We start from the raw sequence: 15707 nt of genomic DNA on the forward strand, positions 1-15707 counted from the left end.
ATCACCTGCTTACCGGGGCACCTCTACCATGGTAAAGGCTTCTACCCAGTCGCCTTCCTTTACATCATTAAATTTCTTGAATACCAGACCGCATTCGTAACCGGCCGCAACCTCTTTTACGTCATCCTTGAAGCGTTTCAGGCTTTCCAGATCGCCTTCGTAAACAACGATACCATCCCGAATGATACGTACCTGACTGCTTCTTGTGAACTTGCCGTCCTTGACATAGCAGCCCGCAATAGTGCCTACGCCGGAAGCCTTAAAGAGCTGACGTACTTCCGCATGACCCTGTACCTGTTCTTCAAAGACAGGGTCCAGCATCCCTTTCATTGCCGCTGTCACGTCCTCGATGGCATTATAAATGACACGATACAGACGTACATCGACTTTTTCCTCATCGGCAAAGGCCTTTGCCGCAGGCTCGGGACGTACATTAAAGCCAATGATGATGGCGTTGGAGGCGGAAGCCAGCATAACGTCGCTTTCTGTAATGGCGCCGACACCGCCATGGATGATGCGTACCCGCACTTCCTCATTGGACAGACGTTCCAGACTCTGGCGCACAGCCTCTACGGAGCCCTGTACGTCCGCCTTTACAACGATATTCAGTTCCTTCATATTGCCGCTCTGGATCTGGCTGAACAAATCGTCCAGAGATACCTTCTGAGGTGTTTCTTTAATCAGGTTTTCTCTGTTCTTGGCAATAATGCTTTCTGCTACCTGTCTTGCCTGTTTTTCACTTTCCGCTACATAGAAGCTGTCACCGGCGGAAGGTACTTCGGAAAGGCCCAGGATTTCCACAGGAGTGGAAGGGCCTGCTTTTTTCACCCGTCTGCCCTTATCATCGGTCATAGCGCGGATCTTGCCGTAAGCGGCTCCCGCTACGATAGGATCGCCTACCTGCAAAGTACCGTTCTGTACCAGTACCGTTGCCACAGGTCCTCTGCCTTTGTCCAGCTGTGCTTCTACGATGGCGCCTCTGGCCTTTTTCTTAGGATTTGCCTTCAGTTCCTTCATTTCCGCCACCAGTGTAATCATTTCCAGCAGAGTATCAATACCCTCTTTGGTTGCCGCGGAAACAGGCACACAAATGGTCTGACCGCCCCAGTCCTCTGCCAGCAGTTCATATTCCACCAGTTCCTGTTTTACACGGTCCGGGTTAGCGGAGGGTTTATCCATTTTATTGATGGCAACGATAATCTCGACGCCAGCCGCCTTGGCATGGTTGATCGCCTCTACGGTCTGGGGCATTACGCCGTCGTCAGCCGCAACCACCAGAACAGCGATATCCGTGATCTGAGCGCCGCGCATACGCATAGCCGTGAAGGCTTCATGACCGGGGGTATCCAGGAAAGTGATGGGCTTGCCGTCGATCTGTACGGTATAAGCACCGATGTGCTGGGTAATACCGCCGGCCTCACCCTTTGTTACATTACTGTGGCGGATAGCGTCCAGCAGAGAGGTTTTGCCATGGTCAACGTGGCCCATAACTACAACAACGGGAGGACGTTCCTGCAAATCCTTTTCGTCGTCTTCCTCTTCGGCGAATACAGTCTCCATGATATCCTTTTCTTCTTCTTTTTCCAGGATCACATTGTAATCCTCCGCGATAGCAGCGGCGGAATCAAAGTCCAGTGTCGCATTGATATTGAGCATCTGGCCTTTTTTCATCAGCGCCATGACCAGATCAGAACCCTTCTTGCCCAGAACCTCCGCCAGTTCCTTTACGGAAATAGTGGCAGGAATGGTCTTAATAACAGGGTCCGCGTTTGCCGCTTTTTCCGCAGCTTCCAGTGCTTCCAGTTCCGCCATCAGAGCCGCTTCCTCTTCCATTTCCCGTCTTCTGCGTTCCATGGGGTTTTCTCTGGGTTTCTGATCTTTTTTGCCTTTGCCCTTTTTATCCTTTTTGCCCTGATTCTGGTTATTCTGTCCATTCTGGGCGCTCTGATTGTTTGGTCTGTTTTTCTGATTCTGGTTATTCTGGGCAGGTCTGCTGTCCTGAGGCTTTCTGTCGCCTCTGTTCTTCTGCTCCTGTCCGTCTTTCTTTTCCTGTCTGTCCTGAGGTTTCTGTTTTTCCTGAGGCTTTTGTCTGGATGCTTCCTGTTTCGGGGCGTTCTGCTTTTTCTGCTGGGCAGGCGCCGCCTTTTTTTCCTCTTTCTTTTCTTCCGCTTTTTGTGCCGCGGGCTGGTACAGGGCAGTGATCTTTTCCGCATCTGCTTCTGATACCATACTCATATGGCTGTTTGCCTCCAGCCCGATGCTCTTCATTTTTTCCATCAGATCTTTATTGGCAACGCCAAGCTGCTTTGCCAGTTCATAAATTCGCATTTTCGACATTCGCCGCACCTCGTCTTTCTCTATCTTCAATCTTCCATAAGTTCCATCCGTTCTTTCCTCTCTTCCGCGCACAGCGCTTCCAGCTTTTTGGCAAAGCCTTCCTCCGTTACAGCCAGTACCGCCCGGATCTCCTGTCCAATGGCTCTGCCCAGCTGCGCCTTTTCTCCCGCCTCCACAATGGGAATATGGTAATAGGCCGCGGAATTATGGAATTTCTTTTTTGTATTGGCGGAGGCGTCCTCCGCTACGATCAATAATCTGGCACTGCCGTCACGAACAGCCTGTTCCGCCGCCGCTTCGCCGCCTGCCAGTTTTCCTGCTTTTTTGCAAAGTCCCAAAAGGGAGTATACCTTACGCATGGTTTTCTTCCTCCAGCTGCGCCAAAAGCGCCTCATAGACTTCTTTGGGGACCGGCGCCTTGAAGGATCTTTCCAGGCCCTTGGATTTCTGCGCCTTAGCCAGACAATCCGCATTGGGACAAATATATGCGCCTCTGCCCGGTTTCTTGCCTGTACGATCCAAAGAAAACTCGCCTTCGTCATTTCTGACAATACGGATCAGTTCTCTTTTATCCTTCATCTCCTGACAGCCGGTGCATTTTCTAAGAGGTACTTTTCTCTGTTTCATGTTCCTGCCGCCTCCCGATCTCTTATTCTTCTGTCAGCACATCTTCCTGTGCCTCTTCCGCCAGTTCCACATCTTCCAGAGGTTCTTCCACCGCAGGTGTGTCGTCCAGGAAATTGGTTTCTCTGGCCTGTGTCTCGCTCTTGATGTCGATTCTCCATCCGGTCAGCTTCGCGGACAGTCTCGCGTTCTGGCCTTCCTTGCCGATAGCCAGGGACAGCTGATGATCCGGCACAACAATCTTCGCGCTCTGTTCTTCCTCATTTACAGCCACTTCCACTACTTTGGAAGGGTTCAGAGCCGCCGCGATAAATTCCTTCGGGTCTTCGCTCCAGTTGATGACGTCGATCTTTTCGCCGCCCAGTTCGTTCACGATTACATTGACACGGCAGCCATTCTGACCAACGCAGGCACCCAGAGCGTCCACATTGGGGTTCTTGGAATAAACGGCGATCTTTGTTCTGCTGCCCGCTTCTCTGGCAATACTCTTGATTTCCACAGTACCGTCATGCACTTCCGGAACTTCCTGTTCAAAGAGGCGTTTTACCAGTTCGGGATGGGTTCTGGAAACAAAGATCTGGGGACCCTTGGGCATCTGTTTTACTTCCAGCACATATACCTTGATGCGGTCCATGAAATTATACTGCTCACCGGGGATCTGCTCGTTAGCGGAAAGCACCGCGTCGATCTTGCCCATCTGCACAATGACATTTCTTCTTTCTCTGCGCTGTACAATAGCGGTTACGACTTCACGTTCTTTGGTGATGTACTGATTATAAAGGATTTCTCTTTCCGCTTCTCTGAATTTCTGTACCACCACCTGTTTTGCTGTCTGGGCAGCCACACGGCCAAAGTCTCTGGGTGTTACCTCGAAATCAATCATATCACCCAGTTCATAATTGGGTCTGAGTACTCTGGCTTCTCCCAAGGAGATTTCTGTCTGCGGGTCCATAACCTCTTCTACAACTTCCTTCTGCGCGTAGCAGGCTACTTCGCCGCTTTCTCTGTCAATGGTCACCTTAATGCTCTGACCGGAACCGAAGTTCTTTTTGCAGGCGGAAACCAGAGAGGCCTCAATGGCCTCAAAAATGATTTCTTTATCAATGCCCTTTTCTTTTTCGATCAGATTCAGCGCATCCAAAAATTCCTTACTGTCCATTTTTCCTATTCCTCCCTTAGAAAATCACTGCCAGTCTCACACTGGCTGTATCTTTCAATGTAAACTCAAATACACTTCCGTCTTCTTCTTCCAACGTAATCACGCCGTCGGCATAACCAGCCAGCTTGCCCTGGAACTGTTTTCTGCCGTCCTTTGCCTGATACAGCTTTACATCTATGATTTCGCCCTGGAACCGTTGAAAATCCGCTTCTTTTTTCAGCGGACGGTCGATACCGGGAGAGCTTACCTCCAGAATATACGCCTGTTCAATGGGGTCTGCCGCGTCCATTTTTTCTTCCAGCAGACGGCTGACGGTCTCGCAGTCGTCAATGGTCACGCCGCCTTCCTTGTCGATATAGATACGCAGATACCAGTTGGCGCCTTCCTTCACAAATTCCAGATCTACCAGCTCCAGCCCATTTTCTTCCACGATGGGTTCCAGCAGGGGCAGGACCTTCTTTTCCGTATTGCTGCCTTTTGCCATTCTTTCACCTCATTATCCAAAGTATTTTCTGCCTATGCAACAATAAAGAGTGGGCTTTCACCCACTCTTTTTCTGAACAACTATCATTTACTTTACATAGTATACCATTCTTCCCCAATTCATGCAAGGGTTTTTCTCATTTTTACCAAAATACCTGGCCTTTCTGGACTTTCTCCGCCCATATGATATACTGCAAACAGAACAGTGCGAAGACATCGGAGAACACAGCGGCAGGAAAATAATCATGTCCCTTTTCGCTCCTGTCCTCTGTCTGAAAATACCCTAGCTGTACATAAGCGGGAAAGGATGTGCCATATATGAAATTACCCGAACAATATATTACCACCCCAACACCATTTTATGCTTATCATAAAAAGGATATTTTGTCCCAGGCGGAAAAATTAAACGATCTTTCCGTCTTTGAAATTCTCTATTCTGTGAAAACAAACCCCTTTTTGCCAATTCTGGAGACCATGGCGGCACTGGGCTACGGCGCGGACGCGGCTTCTGCCGCCGAGGTGCTGCAATGCCGCAGGTCCGGTATTCCGGCAGAAAAAATCTATTATTCCGCCCCTGGAAAAACAAAGGAGGATCTTCTCCAGACCTGGAGAGAATGTCATCTGATCGCCGACAGTTTCCATGAGCTGGAACTGTGTCAGGAAATTGCCCTCCAAAAACAGCAGAGCCTTTCCGCAGGGCTGCGCATCAACCCGCCCTTTTCCATGGGCGGCGGCGAAGGCACCCCCTCCAAGTTCGGTATCGACTGGGAACAGCTGCGTACTGACATCGGCCGTCTTGGAGCATTGTCTCAGATCCGCATCAACGGCCTGCATATCCATCTGCGCTCACAGGTTCTTTCAGCACAGACGCTCATTGACTACTACCGGGATATTCTGGAACTGGCTCTGGAAATGGAGCATCTTTTAGGCAATTCTCTGGATTATATCAATTTTGGCAGCGGCATTGGCATCATATATGACCAGGCGCAGGACCCCGCTCTGGATCTGACTGTCCTGAAAGAGTCCCTCCTGCCCCTGATAGCATCTTACCGCCCCCGTCTGAAGGCAAAATTCCTTCTGGAAAGCGGGCGCTTTCTTGTAGGGGCCTGCGGAAACTACGTTACAGAAATTGTCGACATCAAGGTCTCTCACGGGAAAACGTATTATATCGTCAAAAACGGCGCCAACGGATTTTTCCGTCCTGTCCTGAAAGAGCTTCTGCTGAAGGACGGCGGCCATCCCGCCGCGGCGGAACCCTTTTATACCCATAGTGCTCCCTGCCGGATTTCCCTTCTGGCGGAAGGCGGAAAAGAGATTTCCGCAGATATTGTAGGGCATCTCTGTACCGCCCAGGATGTCATGGCATCCAATATCTGTTTGCCCCAGGCCAAAATCGGCGATCGGATCGTATTTTCCCACGCCGGCAGTTATGGGTATTCGCTCTCTCCTTTGCTATTCGCGTCCCAGCCGATGCCTGCGCAGATCTGGCTGGAGGAAGACAGCGATCGTTAACAAAAATATTCTTTAAAACAAAGAAAAAGCCGAGAACGTCATTGACCATCTCGGCTTTCATTTTTTCCTTATGGGCTTTTCTCATTACAGCACTTTGTTCAGGAAATCCTGGGTTCTTTTATTCTGAGGATTGCCAAACACCTCTTCCGGTGTGCCTTCCTCTACGATGTAACCGCCATCCATGAAGATTACGCGGTCCGCCACCTCACGGGCAAAGCCCATTTCATGGGTTACGACGATCATAGTCATACCGTCGGCCGCCAGTTTCTTCATAACCTCCAGAACTTCCCCTACCATTTCCGGGTCCAGCGCGGAGGTGGGCTCGTCAAAAAGCATGATATCGGGTTCCATAGCCAACGCACGGGCAATGGCCACACGCTGCTGCTGACCGCCGGAAAGGCTGGCGGGATATACATCCGCCTTTTCCAAAAGGCCGACACGATCCAAAAGCTTTTTCGCTTTTTCTTCCGCCTGTTCCTTTGTCATGCGTTTTCTGTCCACAGGAGCCAGCATGATATTTTTCAATACTGTCAGATGCGGGAACAGATTGAACTGCTGGAACACCATACCGATGTTCTCTCGAATTTTATTGATATCGGAGGTTTTTGCCATCAGGTCGTAGTCATCAACGATTACCACGCCGCCGGTGGGCTCCTCCAGTTTATTCAGACAGCGCAGGAAGGTACTTTTCCCAGAGCCGGAAGGCCCAATGAGACAAACCACTTCCCCTTCCTTTACTTCCAGATTGATATTCTTCAGAACCTCAAGACTGCCAAAGCTTTTCTTCAGGTTTTCCACTTTTACCTTAATCAATTTGCCAGCCTCCTCTCAAGGATCTTAAAGAGCTTGGTCAGGATGATAACCAGAACGTAGTACCAGATCGCAACTACGGCATAGGTTTCAAACCCACGGAAGTTGCCGGATACAATCTGATTACTCTGACGCATCAGTTCCGCTACGCCGATAACAGACAAAATAGAAGTATCCTTCAGCGTAATAATGAACTGGTTGGTTACAGAAGGAATCACGATACGAATGGCCTGCGGCAGAATTACCTTCCGCATCGCCACGCCGTGGGGCAGTCCAAGGCTTCTTGCTGCCTCCATCTGGCCTTTGTTGATGGCGTTGATACCGCTTCGGAAGATCTCAGACAGATACGCGCCCGCGTTCAGCATCAGAACGATAACCGCCGCGGAAAACGATGTAATACGGATATCCAGCGCGCCGGTAATACCAAAATAAATGAACATGGCCTGTACCATCAGAGGGGTACCACGGATCACGCTCAAATATGCGCCGGAAATCTTATTCAGGACCTTGACTCTGGAAATGGAGAAGAAACAGGAAATCAAACCTACAATGATCCCCAATGCCAGAGAACATACCGTCATTCCCGCCGTAAGCTTCAGCCCCTCAAACAGTCTGGGGGCAATCGATACAGCATAAGATATAAAATTTAAAATTGCTTGAAAAAACTCACCCATAAGGCACTACTCCCAACTAAATTACAAAAGATTTTTCGGATAATGTCTTATCCTGCAAAAAGCAAGGCGCAAGCCTCGGCCAAAGGCCGGGGCTTGACCGTACTGTTTGTTTTAATTATTCCTGGATATATGTTGCCAGAATTTCGTCGTATTTGCCGCTTTCCTTCAGGTTAGCCAGACCAGCGTTGAACATTTCCAGCAGTTCAGCGTTTTCACCTTTGTTTACAGCGAAACCATAGGAGCTGCCCTGTTCTTTTTCTGTTACCATTTTCAGACCTACGCCCTGTGTGATTGCGTAGCCCATTACAGGATAGTCTTCAAAGCAAGCTACGGAGTTGCCTGCTGTTACGTCCATGTACATAGCGTTGGAATCATCGAATGTAACGGTTGTGAAGCCATACTGATCTTTGATGGATTCAGCAAAAGCCTGACCTTCTGTACCGATCTTTACAGCAACTTTTTTGCCTGCCAGATCTTCGTAGCTTGTGATTTCTTCGTTGTCAGCCTTGATACCCATAACAACGCCGCTGTCGAAGTAAGGTTCGGAGAAGTCGAATTTTTCCTGTCTTTCTTCTGTGATGCTCATACCAGCGATAACGCCGTCAACCTGACCAGCTTCCAGAGCCTGTACTGCTGCGTTGAAGCCCAGAGAGTTGAATTCTACTGTGAAGCCCTGATCTTCTGCGATAGCGTTCATCAGGTCGATGTCGATACCAACGAAGTCACCAGCTTCTGTTGTGAATTCAAAAGGCGCGAAAGTTGTATCTGTACCGATCACATAAGTCTTGCCTTCTGCAGAATCTGTACCTTCTGTAGAATCTGTGGTGCCGCCGCATGCTGCCAGACCGAATACCATGGTCAGTGCCATTGCTGTTGCTGCGAATTTCTTGAATAAACTCATTTCAATTCCTCCCTTAGATAAATGAATTAAAGTTTTATATGGTACAAGCCGCTTCTTCCCGAAACCGGTCTGTATCAGTCCTGTTCATGGAGCATAGCCACCAGAGAGCTACTGCCCAGACGATCTGCCCCCAGACGAAGAAACTCCTCCGCGTCCGCCACGGACCGAATGCCGCCGGCCGCTTTGATCTTTGTTCCGTCTGTGGTATATTCCGCAAAAAGGGCTACATCCTCCGCCGTTGCTCCGCCACCGCCAAAACCGGTGCTGGTTTTAATATAATCAGCGTTAGAGCGGCTCACAATCCGGCAAAGCTCCTTTTTTTCCTCTTCCGTCAGCATGCAGGTCTCTATGATGACCTTCAAAATTCTGCCGTCACAGGCTTCCTTCACCTGATTGATCTCTGCCAGTACATCTTCATAACGGCCTTCTTTTACCATTCCCACATGGATGACCATATCGATCTCATCGGCGCCGTTTGCCACAGCGTCCTTTGTTTCAAAGGCCTTTACGGCTGTTGTCTGGTATCCGTTAGGAAAACCAATGACCGTACATACGGGAACCCGTCCAGCCAGAAAATCGGCTGCCTGCTTGACGAAAGCTGGGGGAATACAAACAGAAGCGGTATGATTCTCCAAGGCTTCCTCGCAGATTTTTTCGATCTCCCGCCAGGTTGCCTGTTGTTTCAGCAACGTATGATCCACATGAGAAAGGATCTCCTGTTTTTGCATATATTCACCCTCTTTTTCATTGTTATACATACTCAATCAGTATAGCACAAAATCTTTCGCACAACAATACAGAAATCTTAATGAATTTCCAAAAGTTTTTTCTATAAATTCGCCTTTGTTATTAAAATTTCACATATTTTTGCCCCATTTGGATTTTTGCCCGAAATCACCGCTTCTTTTCAAATGTGAATCTGCCGCCTTTTTCCTCCCATGCCATTTTTCGATAATGCAAAAAATGAATAGGATGCCTGCTTTTTTTCAAAATTTAGCCTTAGGACGCATAGACCACGCAATTTATGCATAATTATTACATTTTTACTTTTAAGAAACGAAAGAAAAAAGTCGATAAAGCCAAACGGCCTTATCGACTTTTGATTGCGAAAATGCAGATGGGAATTATTCCTCTGTTGCAGCTTCTTCTGCAGCGGGAGCTTCTTCCACAGGAGCGTCTGCCTGTCTCTTGGAAAGGCTGATCTTCTTCTGTTCGGGATTTACTTCCAGAACTTTCACATTGATGATTTCGCCAACCTTCAGTTCGTCTTCAGGTTTTACAACGTGCTTGTTAGCGATCTGGGAAATGTGTACCAGACCGTCTACGCCGGGTTCCAGTTCTACGAAAGCACCGAAAGGTACCATACGTACAACCTTGCCTTCTACGATGGAGCCAACTGCGTATTTGTCCACAGCCAGTTTCCAGGGGTTCATGTCTGCGTCTTTCAGGGACAGGCTGATTTTGCCTTTTTCCTTGTCAACGTCCAGAACGAATACTTCTACTGTCTGACCTTCCTTCAGAACTTCTCTGGGGTTGGAAATTCTGCCCCAGCTCATTTCGGAAATGTGGATCAGGCCGTCTACGCCGCCCAGATCTACGAATGCACCGAAATCTGTCAGTCTGCTTACTGTACCTGTGATCTTGGAGCCAACCTGGATGGTTTCAAACAGAGCAGCGCGTTTTGCAGCGATTTCCTGTTCTACCAGAGCTTTTCTGCCGCCGATGATACGACGTTTTACTCTATCCATTTCAATGATGTTGAATTCCAGATCCTGACCTTTGAATACGCTCAGGTCTTCGATAAATCTATTAGAAACCTGAGAAGAAGGAATGAAGACATTCACACCGTTTACAACAGCGATCAGGCCGCCTTTTACTACCTGTGTTACATTACCTGTTACAACAGATTTTTCGTTGTAAGCAGCTTCCAGTTCTTCCATGCCTTTCTGTGCTTCAATGCGCTTTCTGGAAAGAACTACATTGCCGTCGCCGTCGTTTACGCGTACTACGAATACTTCGATCTCATCTCCAGGCTGAACTGTTTTGCTGGGGATTACAGTAGGATCACTGCTGAATTCGCCTCTGGAAATAATACCATCGGACTTGAATCCCAGGTTTACGGATACCTCTTCGTTGGAAACCTGAATTACAGTGCCTTTTACCACGTCACCTGTATGCAGAGTAACGAGGGACTGTTCTAACAACTGTTCGAATGTAGCTTCCTCACTTCCTCCTAAATTTTGTACTGCATTTTCTAATGCTTCGCTCATAGTAACAACTACCTCCTTAATTATTGCGGGCGGTGTTGACGCACCCGCAGTTATCCCTATTTTATCATCTTTCTTAAAATTATTCAACACCAAATCGCAAATTGTTTCAATATGGACGGTATTTCGACAGTTTTTTGCGCAGATTTCCACAAGCTTCTGCGTATTGGAGCTGTTTCTTCCGCCAATGACGATCATTTTGTCTACGGATTGGGACAGTTCCACCGTCTCATTCTGCCGCTTTTCCGTAGCGGAACAGATGGTCTGGAAGACCTCCATGGAAATACCTCTTTCCTTCAGGATATCCAGAATCTGATCGTATTTGCTCTGGCGGAATGTGGTCTGGACCACCACAGCATACCGCTCCATAGGCGGGATCTGGGCCGTTTGCGCCGCCTCCGGGCTTTCCAGGATCGCAGCGCTGTTCTCACACCAGCCGTTGATGCCCTGCACCTCGGGATGACTGCCGTCCCCGACAATAATAATGCCCCGGCCCATTTCCTTTTGCTCATGAACGATATTATGTATCTTTTTCACAAAAGGACAGGTTCCGTCCAGAATTTTCAGTCCTTTTTCCGTCGCCTGGTCATACAAGGCCTTGCCTACGCCATGAGAACGGATAATGAGCGTTCCTTCCGTCAGTCCTTCCAGACTGTCTACGATCTGCACACCCTTGCTGGCAAGATCGTCTGTTACAGTTTTATTATGAATCAGCTGTCCATAGGAATACAGCGGGCTTTCCTTACCGATGGCGTCATAGGCCATCTCAATGGCCCGTTTTACGCCAAAGCAGAAGCCTGCTGATTCCGCCACTTTGATCTGGCTCATTCCTTCACCTTCATTTCCCGGATTTTTTCCATAACGTGCTCCGTGATTTCTTCCATCAGTTCCGTAGTCAGCTTCTGGCCCTGATATTCCTCCAGAGAAATAGGTTCCCCATAACGGATATGGACCGTAGAACGGAAGCGGTATGTGCTGCTGACCGCCACAGGAACAATGGGAACGCCAGCCTTCATGGCAAACATGGCAACACCGGCCTTGGCCGCCTTGGCCTCCCCTTCCTTGACTCTGGTGCCTTCGGCAAAAATCCCCAGCACCTCGTTGTTTTTCAGCAGCTTGATGGCTGTCTTAAATGCCTTCATATCTGTTGTTTCCCGGTCCACCGGAAAAGCGCCCAGAGAAAACAGGAGTTTTGCCATCATGCGTTTGTGAAACAACTCTTTCTTTGCGATAAAACGGACCTGTCTGGGAATAAAAGCCGCCACCGTCAGAGGGTCATAATTGCTCATATGATTGCTGCAAAGGACGAAACCGTCTTCTTTGGGCATACGTTCCTCTCCCTGTATGTCGATTTTAAACAACAGGTGCATATAAATTTTTACCAGATTTTTCGCAATAGGATATAATGACATCTCTTCTCACCTCATTCTTTTATTTTTTCCGCGATATAGGAAAGGATTTTCTCCTTTACTTCCTCAATGCCAAGGCCGGTGGAATCCAGCCGCACCGCATCCTCTGCACAGCGCAGAGGATTCAGGGCCCGGTTCATATCGTTTTCGTCTCTGGCCTGAATTTCCTTTTTTACTGTTTCCAGATCGGCGGTTCTGCCCTGCTGTTCCAGCTCGCCTACACGGCGTCTGGCACGCTCTTCTACGCCCGCATCCAGATAGATTTTCACTTCCGCCTGAGGCAGTACCACTGTGCCAATGTCCCTGCCGTCCATAATGACAGAATGTTCCGCCGCCAGCTGCTGCTGCAGTCTGGTCAGGTGGTTTCGCACACTGCCGTATACCGCCACCTGGGATGCGCCTTTGCCAATCTCCGGCGTCCGAATCTTTGTGGTAATATCCTCCCCGTTTAAAAGGATTCTCTGGCCGCCTTTTTCCGGAAGGATTTCCATTTTCATTTCCTCCAGACAGGCCGCCACTTCTTCCTCCCGGGAAAGATCCGCCCCTTTCTGGATACAGTCATAAGCCACTGTGCGGTACATAGCGCCGGTGTCCACATAAATAATCCCCAACTCTTTTGCAATGGCCTTTGCTACCGTGCTTTTGCCGGAACCGGCAGGTCCGTCCACCGCCACCGCGAATCTTCTCATACTGTCTTCCTCCTTATTCCTCGCCGCAGACGCTGTCTCCGGCGGCATAGCCAGTGGAAAAAGCGATCTGTAAATTAAAGCCGCCTGTGTAGGCGTCCACATCCAAAACCTCCCCCGCGAAATGCAGGTTCTTTACCAGCTTGCTCTCCATGGTGGAAGGGTCGATCTCATCCACCAGAATACCGCCGCTGGTCACAACGGCCTCATGATACCCTGTCACGCCGGTAATGGTCAGCGGCAGAGCCTTCATCAGCCGCAGAAGGCTTTTTCTCTCTTCCTTGGTAACGCTGTTGACCTTCTTCTCCGGGTTGATACCGCTAAGACGGATCATCACCGGGATCAGCTTCTGGGGCAACAGATCCCCCAAAGCGTTGCGGAAATCCTTATTGCTGTATTTCTCAAAATCCCGCAGCAGACGATGGTCCAGCATTTTCTCATCCAGCGCAGGCTTCAGGTCGATCAAAAGCTGGTAGCCCTTTTCTGTCTCCGTCAGAATATGACGGCTGGCGCTGAGGATCACCGGACCGGATACGCCGAAATGGGTAAAAAGCAGTTCCCCGAAATCCTCGTAAACGCATTTTCCCTTTTCGTTGCAGATACGGATGGAAATATTCCGCAGACTCAGCCCCATCAATTCCTGACACCAGTCCTCTGCCGTTTTCAGAGGCACCAGAGACGGATACAGCTTTGTCACATGATGTCCCGCCGCCTTTGCCATGCGATAGCCGTCCCCCGTAGAACCAGTGGTGGGATAGGACAGCCCGCCGGTGGCAACGATGACCGCGTCGAAATCCAACGACTTTTTATTTTTCAGGGTAATGCCCCGCACCTGTCCCTCCGAAATGCGCAGTCCTTCCACCGGTGTTTCCAGATGGAGCCGGACACCGTTTTTCTTCATATAGGCCGCCAGAGCGTCCACCACGTCCTGAGAACGGTCGCTCACAGGAAACACCCGGTTCCCGCGCTCCACCTTGGTCTCCAGTCCCATATCCAGCAAAAGCGCCCGCAACGCCTGATTGTCGAAGCGATAAAATGAGCTGTACATAAAATAGGGATTGCCGGGGATATTATCCAGAAAATCCTCCAGTTCGCCGTTGTTGGTCACATTACAGCGACCCTTTCCCGTAATGAGGATTTTCTTTCCCAGCCGATTGTTCTTTTCATATAAATGGGTCTCATGCCCTCTTGCCGCACAGCGTCCCGCCGCCAGCATTCCCGCGGCGCCGCCGCCAATGACCGCGATCTTTGCCATATTCATTCCCCTTTGTTCAAAAGCTCCGCCATCTCCAGATGGGCCTTATCGTTGAGCGTCATCAGCAGACGCCGTCCGTCCGCCATCACATCCACCGTCGTAATGGAGGTATTGGTCATCCACGTTTTTCTGTAAAAATTCAGATCCATGCCCATAATAGCCACCAACAGCACCCGCAGCAGTCCGCCATGGGAAACAATAGCCACTCTCTGACCTTCGTGCTTTTTCAGCAGCTCCTCAAAAGCCTCCATGGAACGCTCCGTTACCTTGGCAAAAGAGCCTTCCCCGGGGAAAGGATGAGAAAATGGATCCGCGTAAAAATCCCGGTAAGCCTGTCCATAAATCTCCTGTAGTTCCGGAATACTTTTGCCTTCCCATTCCCCGAAATTGATTTCCCGGAACCGATCCTCTACCACCGGTGTCAACCCCGTTTCTCTGGCAATGGCATCGGCTGTAGCTCTGGCCCGTTTCAGCGGGGAAACATACACAGCATCCAACGGCAGATAACGAAACCGCTTCGCCATCAGTTCCGCCTGGGCCAATCCTTCTTCCGATAATTCTATGTCTGTGGAACCCTGATACCGCCCCTGTCTGTTCCAGAGGGTCTCCCCATGGCGGATCAGGTAAAATCTTGTTTTCTTCTCTTCCATTTTGTTCTGCCTTCCTTTATTTCATACTCTAAACTTAAATTATATGGTATAACTTCCTTACTTTCAACCGAAAATCGACATTTTCCCGCTTTCCGCCGAAAAATCAAAAGAAGGAGTCCCTCCGGCTCTGCCATGGAACTCCTTTTTTGCTCACAGAGATTTCAGATATTTGATCTCCTGCTCCGTCAGGAAACGATATTTCCCCTTAGGCAGGTCTCCCAGCTTCAATTCCCCCGTAGCGGTCCGTTTCAGCTGGGCCACCGGATGACGGATAGCCTCGCACATTTTTCTTACCTGACGATTCCTTCCTTCGTGAATCTGGATTTCCACAGTACAGAAACGCAGATCCTTTTCCCGGGAAATAATCTGTATTTTCGCCGGGCTTGTTTTTCTGCCGTCTATGGTGACACCCCGGCGGAATTTCTGCAATTCGCCGTCATCGGGGACGCCAAAGAGCTTTGCGATATATGTCTTATCCACATCATGCTTGGGATGGGTCAGACGGTAGGTCAAATCACCGTCATTGGTCAAAAGCAGCAGTCCGGAAGTATCATAATCCAGTCTGCCTACCGGGAAAATACGTTCCGGCACCCCATGGATCAGATCCAGCACCGCGGGACGGCCAAACTGTTCTTTGGATGTAGTCACATAGCCCTCCGGCTTATGAAGCATCAGATAAACCTTCTTTTCCGCTTTCTGAGAAAGCGCCTTGCCGTCAAACTCCACCTTATCCTTTTTGGGGTCGATTTTGACGCCCTGTTCCCTGATAACAACGCCGTTTACCTTGACTCTTCCAGCGGCAATCAGTTCCTCCGCCTTTCTTCTGGAAGCAACGCCTGCCTCCGCCAAAAATTTCTGTAATCTTTCTTCCATGCCATCCCCTCCGTTTTTCTGTCGCTCAACAGTATACAGGAGAACCGGCGGAAAGTCAAAGGAAAAT

Annotated in this window: 16 protein-coding genes; 1 reads left to right on the top strand and 15 read right to left on the bottom strand. The window is 49.4% G+C overall.

Annotation, left to right across the window (positions count from 1 at the left end; translation table 11 throughout):
- Positions 1-9: 9 nt before the first annotated feature.
- From infB to rimP, 5 genes are read right to left on the bottom strand one after another with little or no spacing between them, the layout of a single operon-like run.
- Entirely contained in the window at positions 10-2337 is a 2328-nt protein-coding gene (gene infB / locus H9X84_RS00665; protein ID WP_205132389.1) for a translation initiation factor IF-2, read from the bottom strand.
- Positions 2338-2363: 26 nt separating this feature from the next.
- Positions 2364-2696: a L7Ae/L30e/S12e/Gadd45 family ribosomal protein gene (locus H9X84_RS00670; protein ID WP_205132390.1), complete on the bottom strand. Its 333-nt coding sequence runs from the start codon at positions 2694-2696 to the stop codon at positions 2364-2366.
- The gene (gene rnpM / locus H9X84_RS00675; protein ID WP_205132391.1) at positions 2689-2964 is read right to left on the bottom strand and encodes an RNase P modulator RnpM; all 276 of its coding nucleotides are present in this window, start codon (positions 2962-2964) and stop codon (positions 2689-2691) included. Before rnpM ends, H9X84_RS00670 begins: the two co-directional genes overlap by 8 nt.
- Before the next feature lie 22 nt (positions 2965-2986).
- Positions 2987-4120 (bottom strand): transcription termination factor NusA, encoded by a 1134-nt coding sequence (gene nusA / locus H9X84_RS00680; RefSeq protein WP_205132392.1) that lies wholly within the window; start codon positions 4118-4120, stop codon positions 2987-2989.
- Positions 4121-4136: 16 nt separating this feature from the next.
- On the bottom strand, positions 4137-4604 hold the full coding sequence (rimP, locus tag H9X84_RS00685; RefSeq protein WP_205132393.1) for a ribosome maturation factor RimP: 468 nt from the start codon (positions 4602-4604) through the stop codon (positions 4137-4139).
- A gap of 317 nt (positions 4605-4921) precedes the next feature.
- On the opposite strand from rimP, the gene H9X84_RS00690 reads away from it, so the two are divergent.
- A complete protein-coding gene (locus tag H9X84_RS00690; RefSeq protein ID WP_205132394.1) occupies positions 4922-6115 on the top strand; it encodes an alanine racemase in 1194 nt (397 codons plus the stop codon).
- A gap of 84 nt (positions 6116-6199) precedes the next feature.
- Here the strand turns inward: H9X84_RS00690 and H9X84_RS00695 are convergent, their stop codons facing one another.
- The 10 genes from H9X84_RS00695 to H9X84_RS00740 form a co-directional block, all read right to left on the bottom strand.
- The gene (locus H9X84_RS00695; RefSeq protein WP_205132395.1) at positions 6200-6928 is read right to left on the bottom strand and encodes an amino acid ABC transporter ATP-binding protein; all 729 of its coding nucleotides are present in this window, start codon (positions 6926-6928) and stop codon (positions 6200-6202) included.
- Positions 6925-7599 carry an amino acid ABC transporter permease gene (locus tag H9X84_RS00700; RefSeq protein WP_205132396.1) on the bottom strand — a complete coding sequence of 225 codons (675 nt, stop codon included), beginning with the start codon at positions 7597-7599 and terminating at the stop codon, positions 6925-6927. Before H9X84_RS00700 ends, H9X84_RS00695 begins: the two co-directional genes overlap by 4 nt.
- Before the next feature lie 115 nt (positions 7600-7714).
- Positions 7715-8500, bottom strand: coding sequence for a transporter substrate-binding domain-containing protein (locus H9X84_RS00705; protein ID WP_205132397.1), 786 nt, complete (start codon positions 8498-8500; stop codon positions 7715-7717).
- Positions 8501-8574: 74 nt separating this feature from the next.
- Positions 8575-9228 (bottom strand): deoxyribose-phosphate aldolase, encoded by a 654-nt coding sequence (gene deoC / locus H9X84_RS00710; RefSeq protein ID WP_205132398.1) that lies wholly within the window; start codon positions 9226-9228, stop codon positions 8575-8577.
- Between the two features lie 396 nt (positions 9229-9624).
- A complete protein-coding gene (locus H9X84_RS00715) occupies positions 9625-11595 on the bottom strand; it encodes a bifunctional 4-hydroxy-3-methylbut-2-enyl diphosphate reductase/30S ribosomal protein S1 (RefSeq protein ID WP_205132399.1) in 1971 nt (656 codons plus the stop codon).
- Complete coding sequence (locus tag H9X84_RS00720; RefSeq protein WP_205132400.1) at positions 11592-12179, bottom strand: lysophospholipid acyltransferase family protein; 588 nt, start codon at positions 12177-12179, stop codon at positions 11592-11594. Before H9X84_RS00720 ends, H9X84_RS00715 begins: the two co-directional genes overlap by 4 nt.
- Before the next feature lie 11 nt (positions 12180-12190).
- Positions 12191-12865 (bottom strand): (d)CMP kinase, encoded by a 675-nt coding sequence (gene cmk, locus H9X84_RS00725; RefSeq protein ID WP_205132401.1) that lies wholly within the window; start codon positions 12863-12865, stop codon positions 12191-12193.
- Positions 12866-12878: 13 nt separating this feature from the next.
- The gene (locus H9X84_RS00730; RefSeq protein WP_205132402.1) at positions 12879-14117 is read right to left on the bottom strand and encodes an NAD(P)/FAD-dependent oxidoreductase; all 1239 of its coding nucleotides are present in this window, start codon (positions 14115-14117) and stop codon (positions 12879-12881) included.
- 2 nt (positions 14118-14119) lie between these two features.
- Positions 14120-14767, bottom strand: a complete 648-nt coding sequence (locus H9X84_RS00735; protein WP_205132403.1) for a histidine phosphatase family protein — start codon at positions 14765-14767, stop codon at positions 14120-14122.
- A 150-nt stretch (positions 14768-14917) separates the two neighbouring features.
- The gene (locus tag H9X84_RS00740; protein WP_205132404.1) at positions 14918-15640 is read right to left on the bottom strand and encodes a pseudouridine synthase; all 723 of its coding nucleotides are present in this window, start codon (positions 15638-15640) and stop codon (positions 14918-14920) included.
- Positions 15641-15707: the final 67 nt, after the last annotated feature.

The organism is Anaerotignum lactatifermentans (assembly GCF_016902535.1).
In the GTDB taxonomy this organism is placed as follows: domain Bacteria; phylum Bacillota; class Clostridia; order Lachnospirales; family Anaerotignaceae; genus Anaerotignum; species Anaerotignum lactatifermentans_A.

Excerpts from the sequence above, each read along its gene's own strand:
- H9X84_RS00740 (WP_205132404.1), bottom strand. The coding sequence starts at position 15,640 with ATGGAAGAAAGATTACAGAAATTTTTGGCGGAGGCAGGCGTTGCTTCC.
- H9X84_RS00700 (WP_205132396.1), bottom strand. The coding sequence starts at position 7,599 with ATGGGTGAGTTTTTTCAAGCAATTTTAAATTTTATATCTTATGCTGTA.
- H9X84_RS00670 (WP_205132390.1), bottom strand. The coding sequence starts at position 2,696 with ATGCGTAAGGTATACTCCCTTTTGGGACTTTGCAAAAAAGCAGGAAAA.
- deoC (WP_205132398.1), bottom strand. The coding sequence starts at position 9,228 with ATGCAAAAACAGGAGATCCTTTCTCATGTGGATCATACGTTGCTGAAA.
- H9X84_RS00720 (WP_205132400.1), bottom strand. The coding sequence starts at position 12,179 with ATGTCATTATATCCTATTGCGAAAAATCTGGTAAAAATTTATATGCAC.
- H9X84_RS00705 (WP_205132397.1), bottom strand. The coding sequence starts at position 8,500 with ATGAGTTTATTCAAGAAATTCGCAGCAACAGCAATGGCACTGACCATG.
- H9X84_RS00690 (WP_205132394.1), top strand. The coding sequence starts at position 4,922 with ATGAAATTACCCGAACAATATATTACCACCCCAACACCATTTTATGCT.
- H9X84_RS00735 (WP_205132403.1), bottom strand. The coding sequence starts at position 14,767 with ATGGAAGAGAAGAAAACAAGATTTTACCTGATCCGCCATGGGGAGACC.
- cmk (WP_205132401.1), bottom strand. The coding sequence starts at position 12,865 with ATGAGAAGATTCGCGGTGGCGGTGGACGGACCTGCCGGTTCCGGCAAA.
- H9X84_RS00730 (WP_205132402.1), bottom strand. The coding sequence starts at position 14,117 with ATGGCAAAGATCGCGGTCATTGGCGGCGGCGCCGCGGGAATGCTGGCG.
- rimP (WP_205132393.1), bottom strand. The coding sequence starts at position 4,604 with ATGGCAAAAGGCAGCAATACGGAAAAGAAGGTCCTGCCCCTGCTGGAA.
- nusA (WP_205132392.1), bottom strand. The coding sequence starts at position 4,120 with ATGGACAGTAAGGAATTTTTGGATGCGCTGAATCTGATCGAAAAAGAA.
- rnpM (WP_205132391.1), bottom strand. The coding sequence starts at position 2,964 with ATGAAACAGAGAAAAGTACCTCTTAGAAAATGCACCGGCTGTCAGGAG.
- H9X84_RS00715 (WP_205132399.1), bottom strand. The coding sequence starts at position 11,595 with ATGAGCCAGATCAAAGTGGCGGAATCAGCAGGCTTCTGCTTTGGCGTA.
- infB (WP_205132389.1), bottom strand. The coding sequence starts at position 2,337 with ATGTCGAAAATGCGAATTTATGAACTGGCAAAGCAGCTTGGCGTTGCC.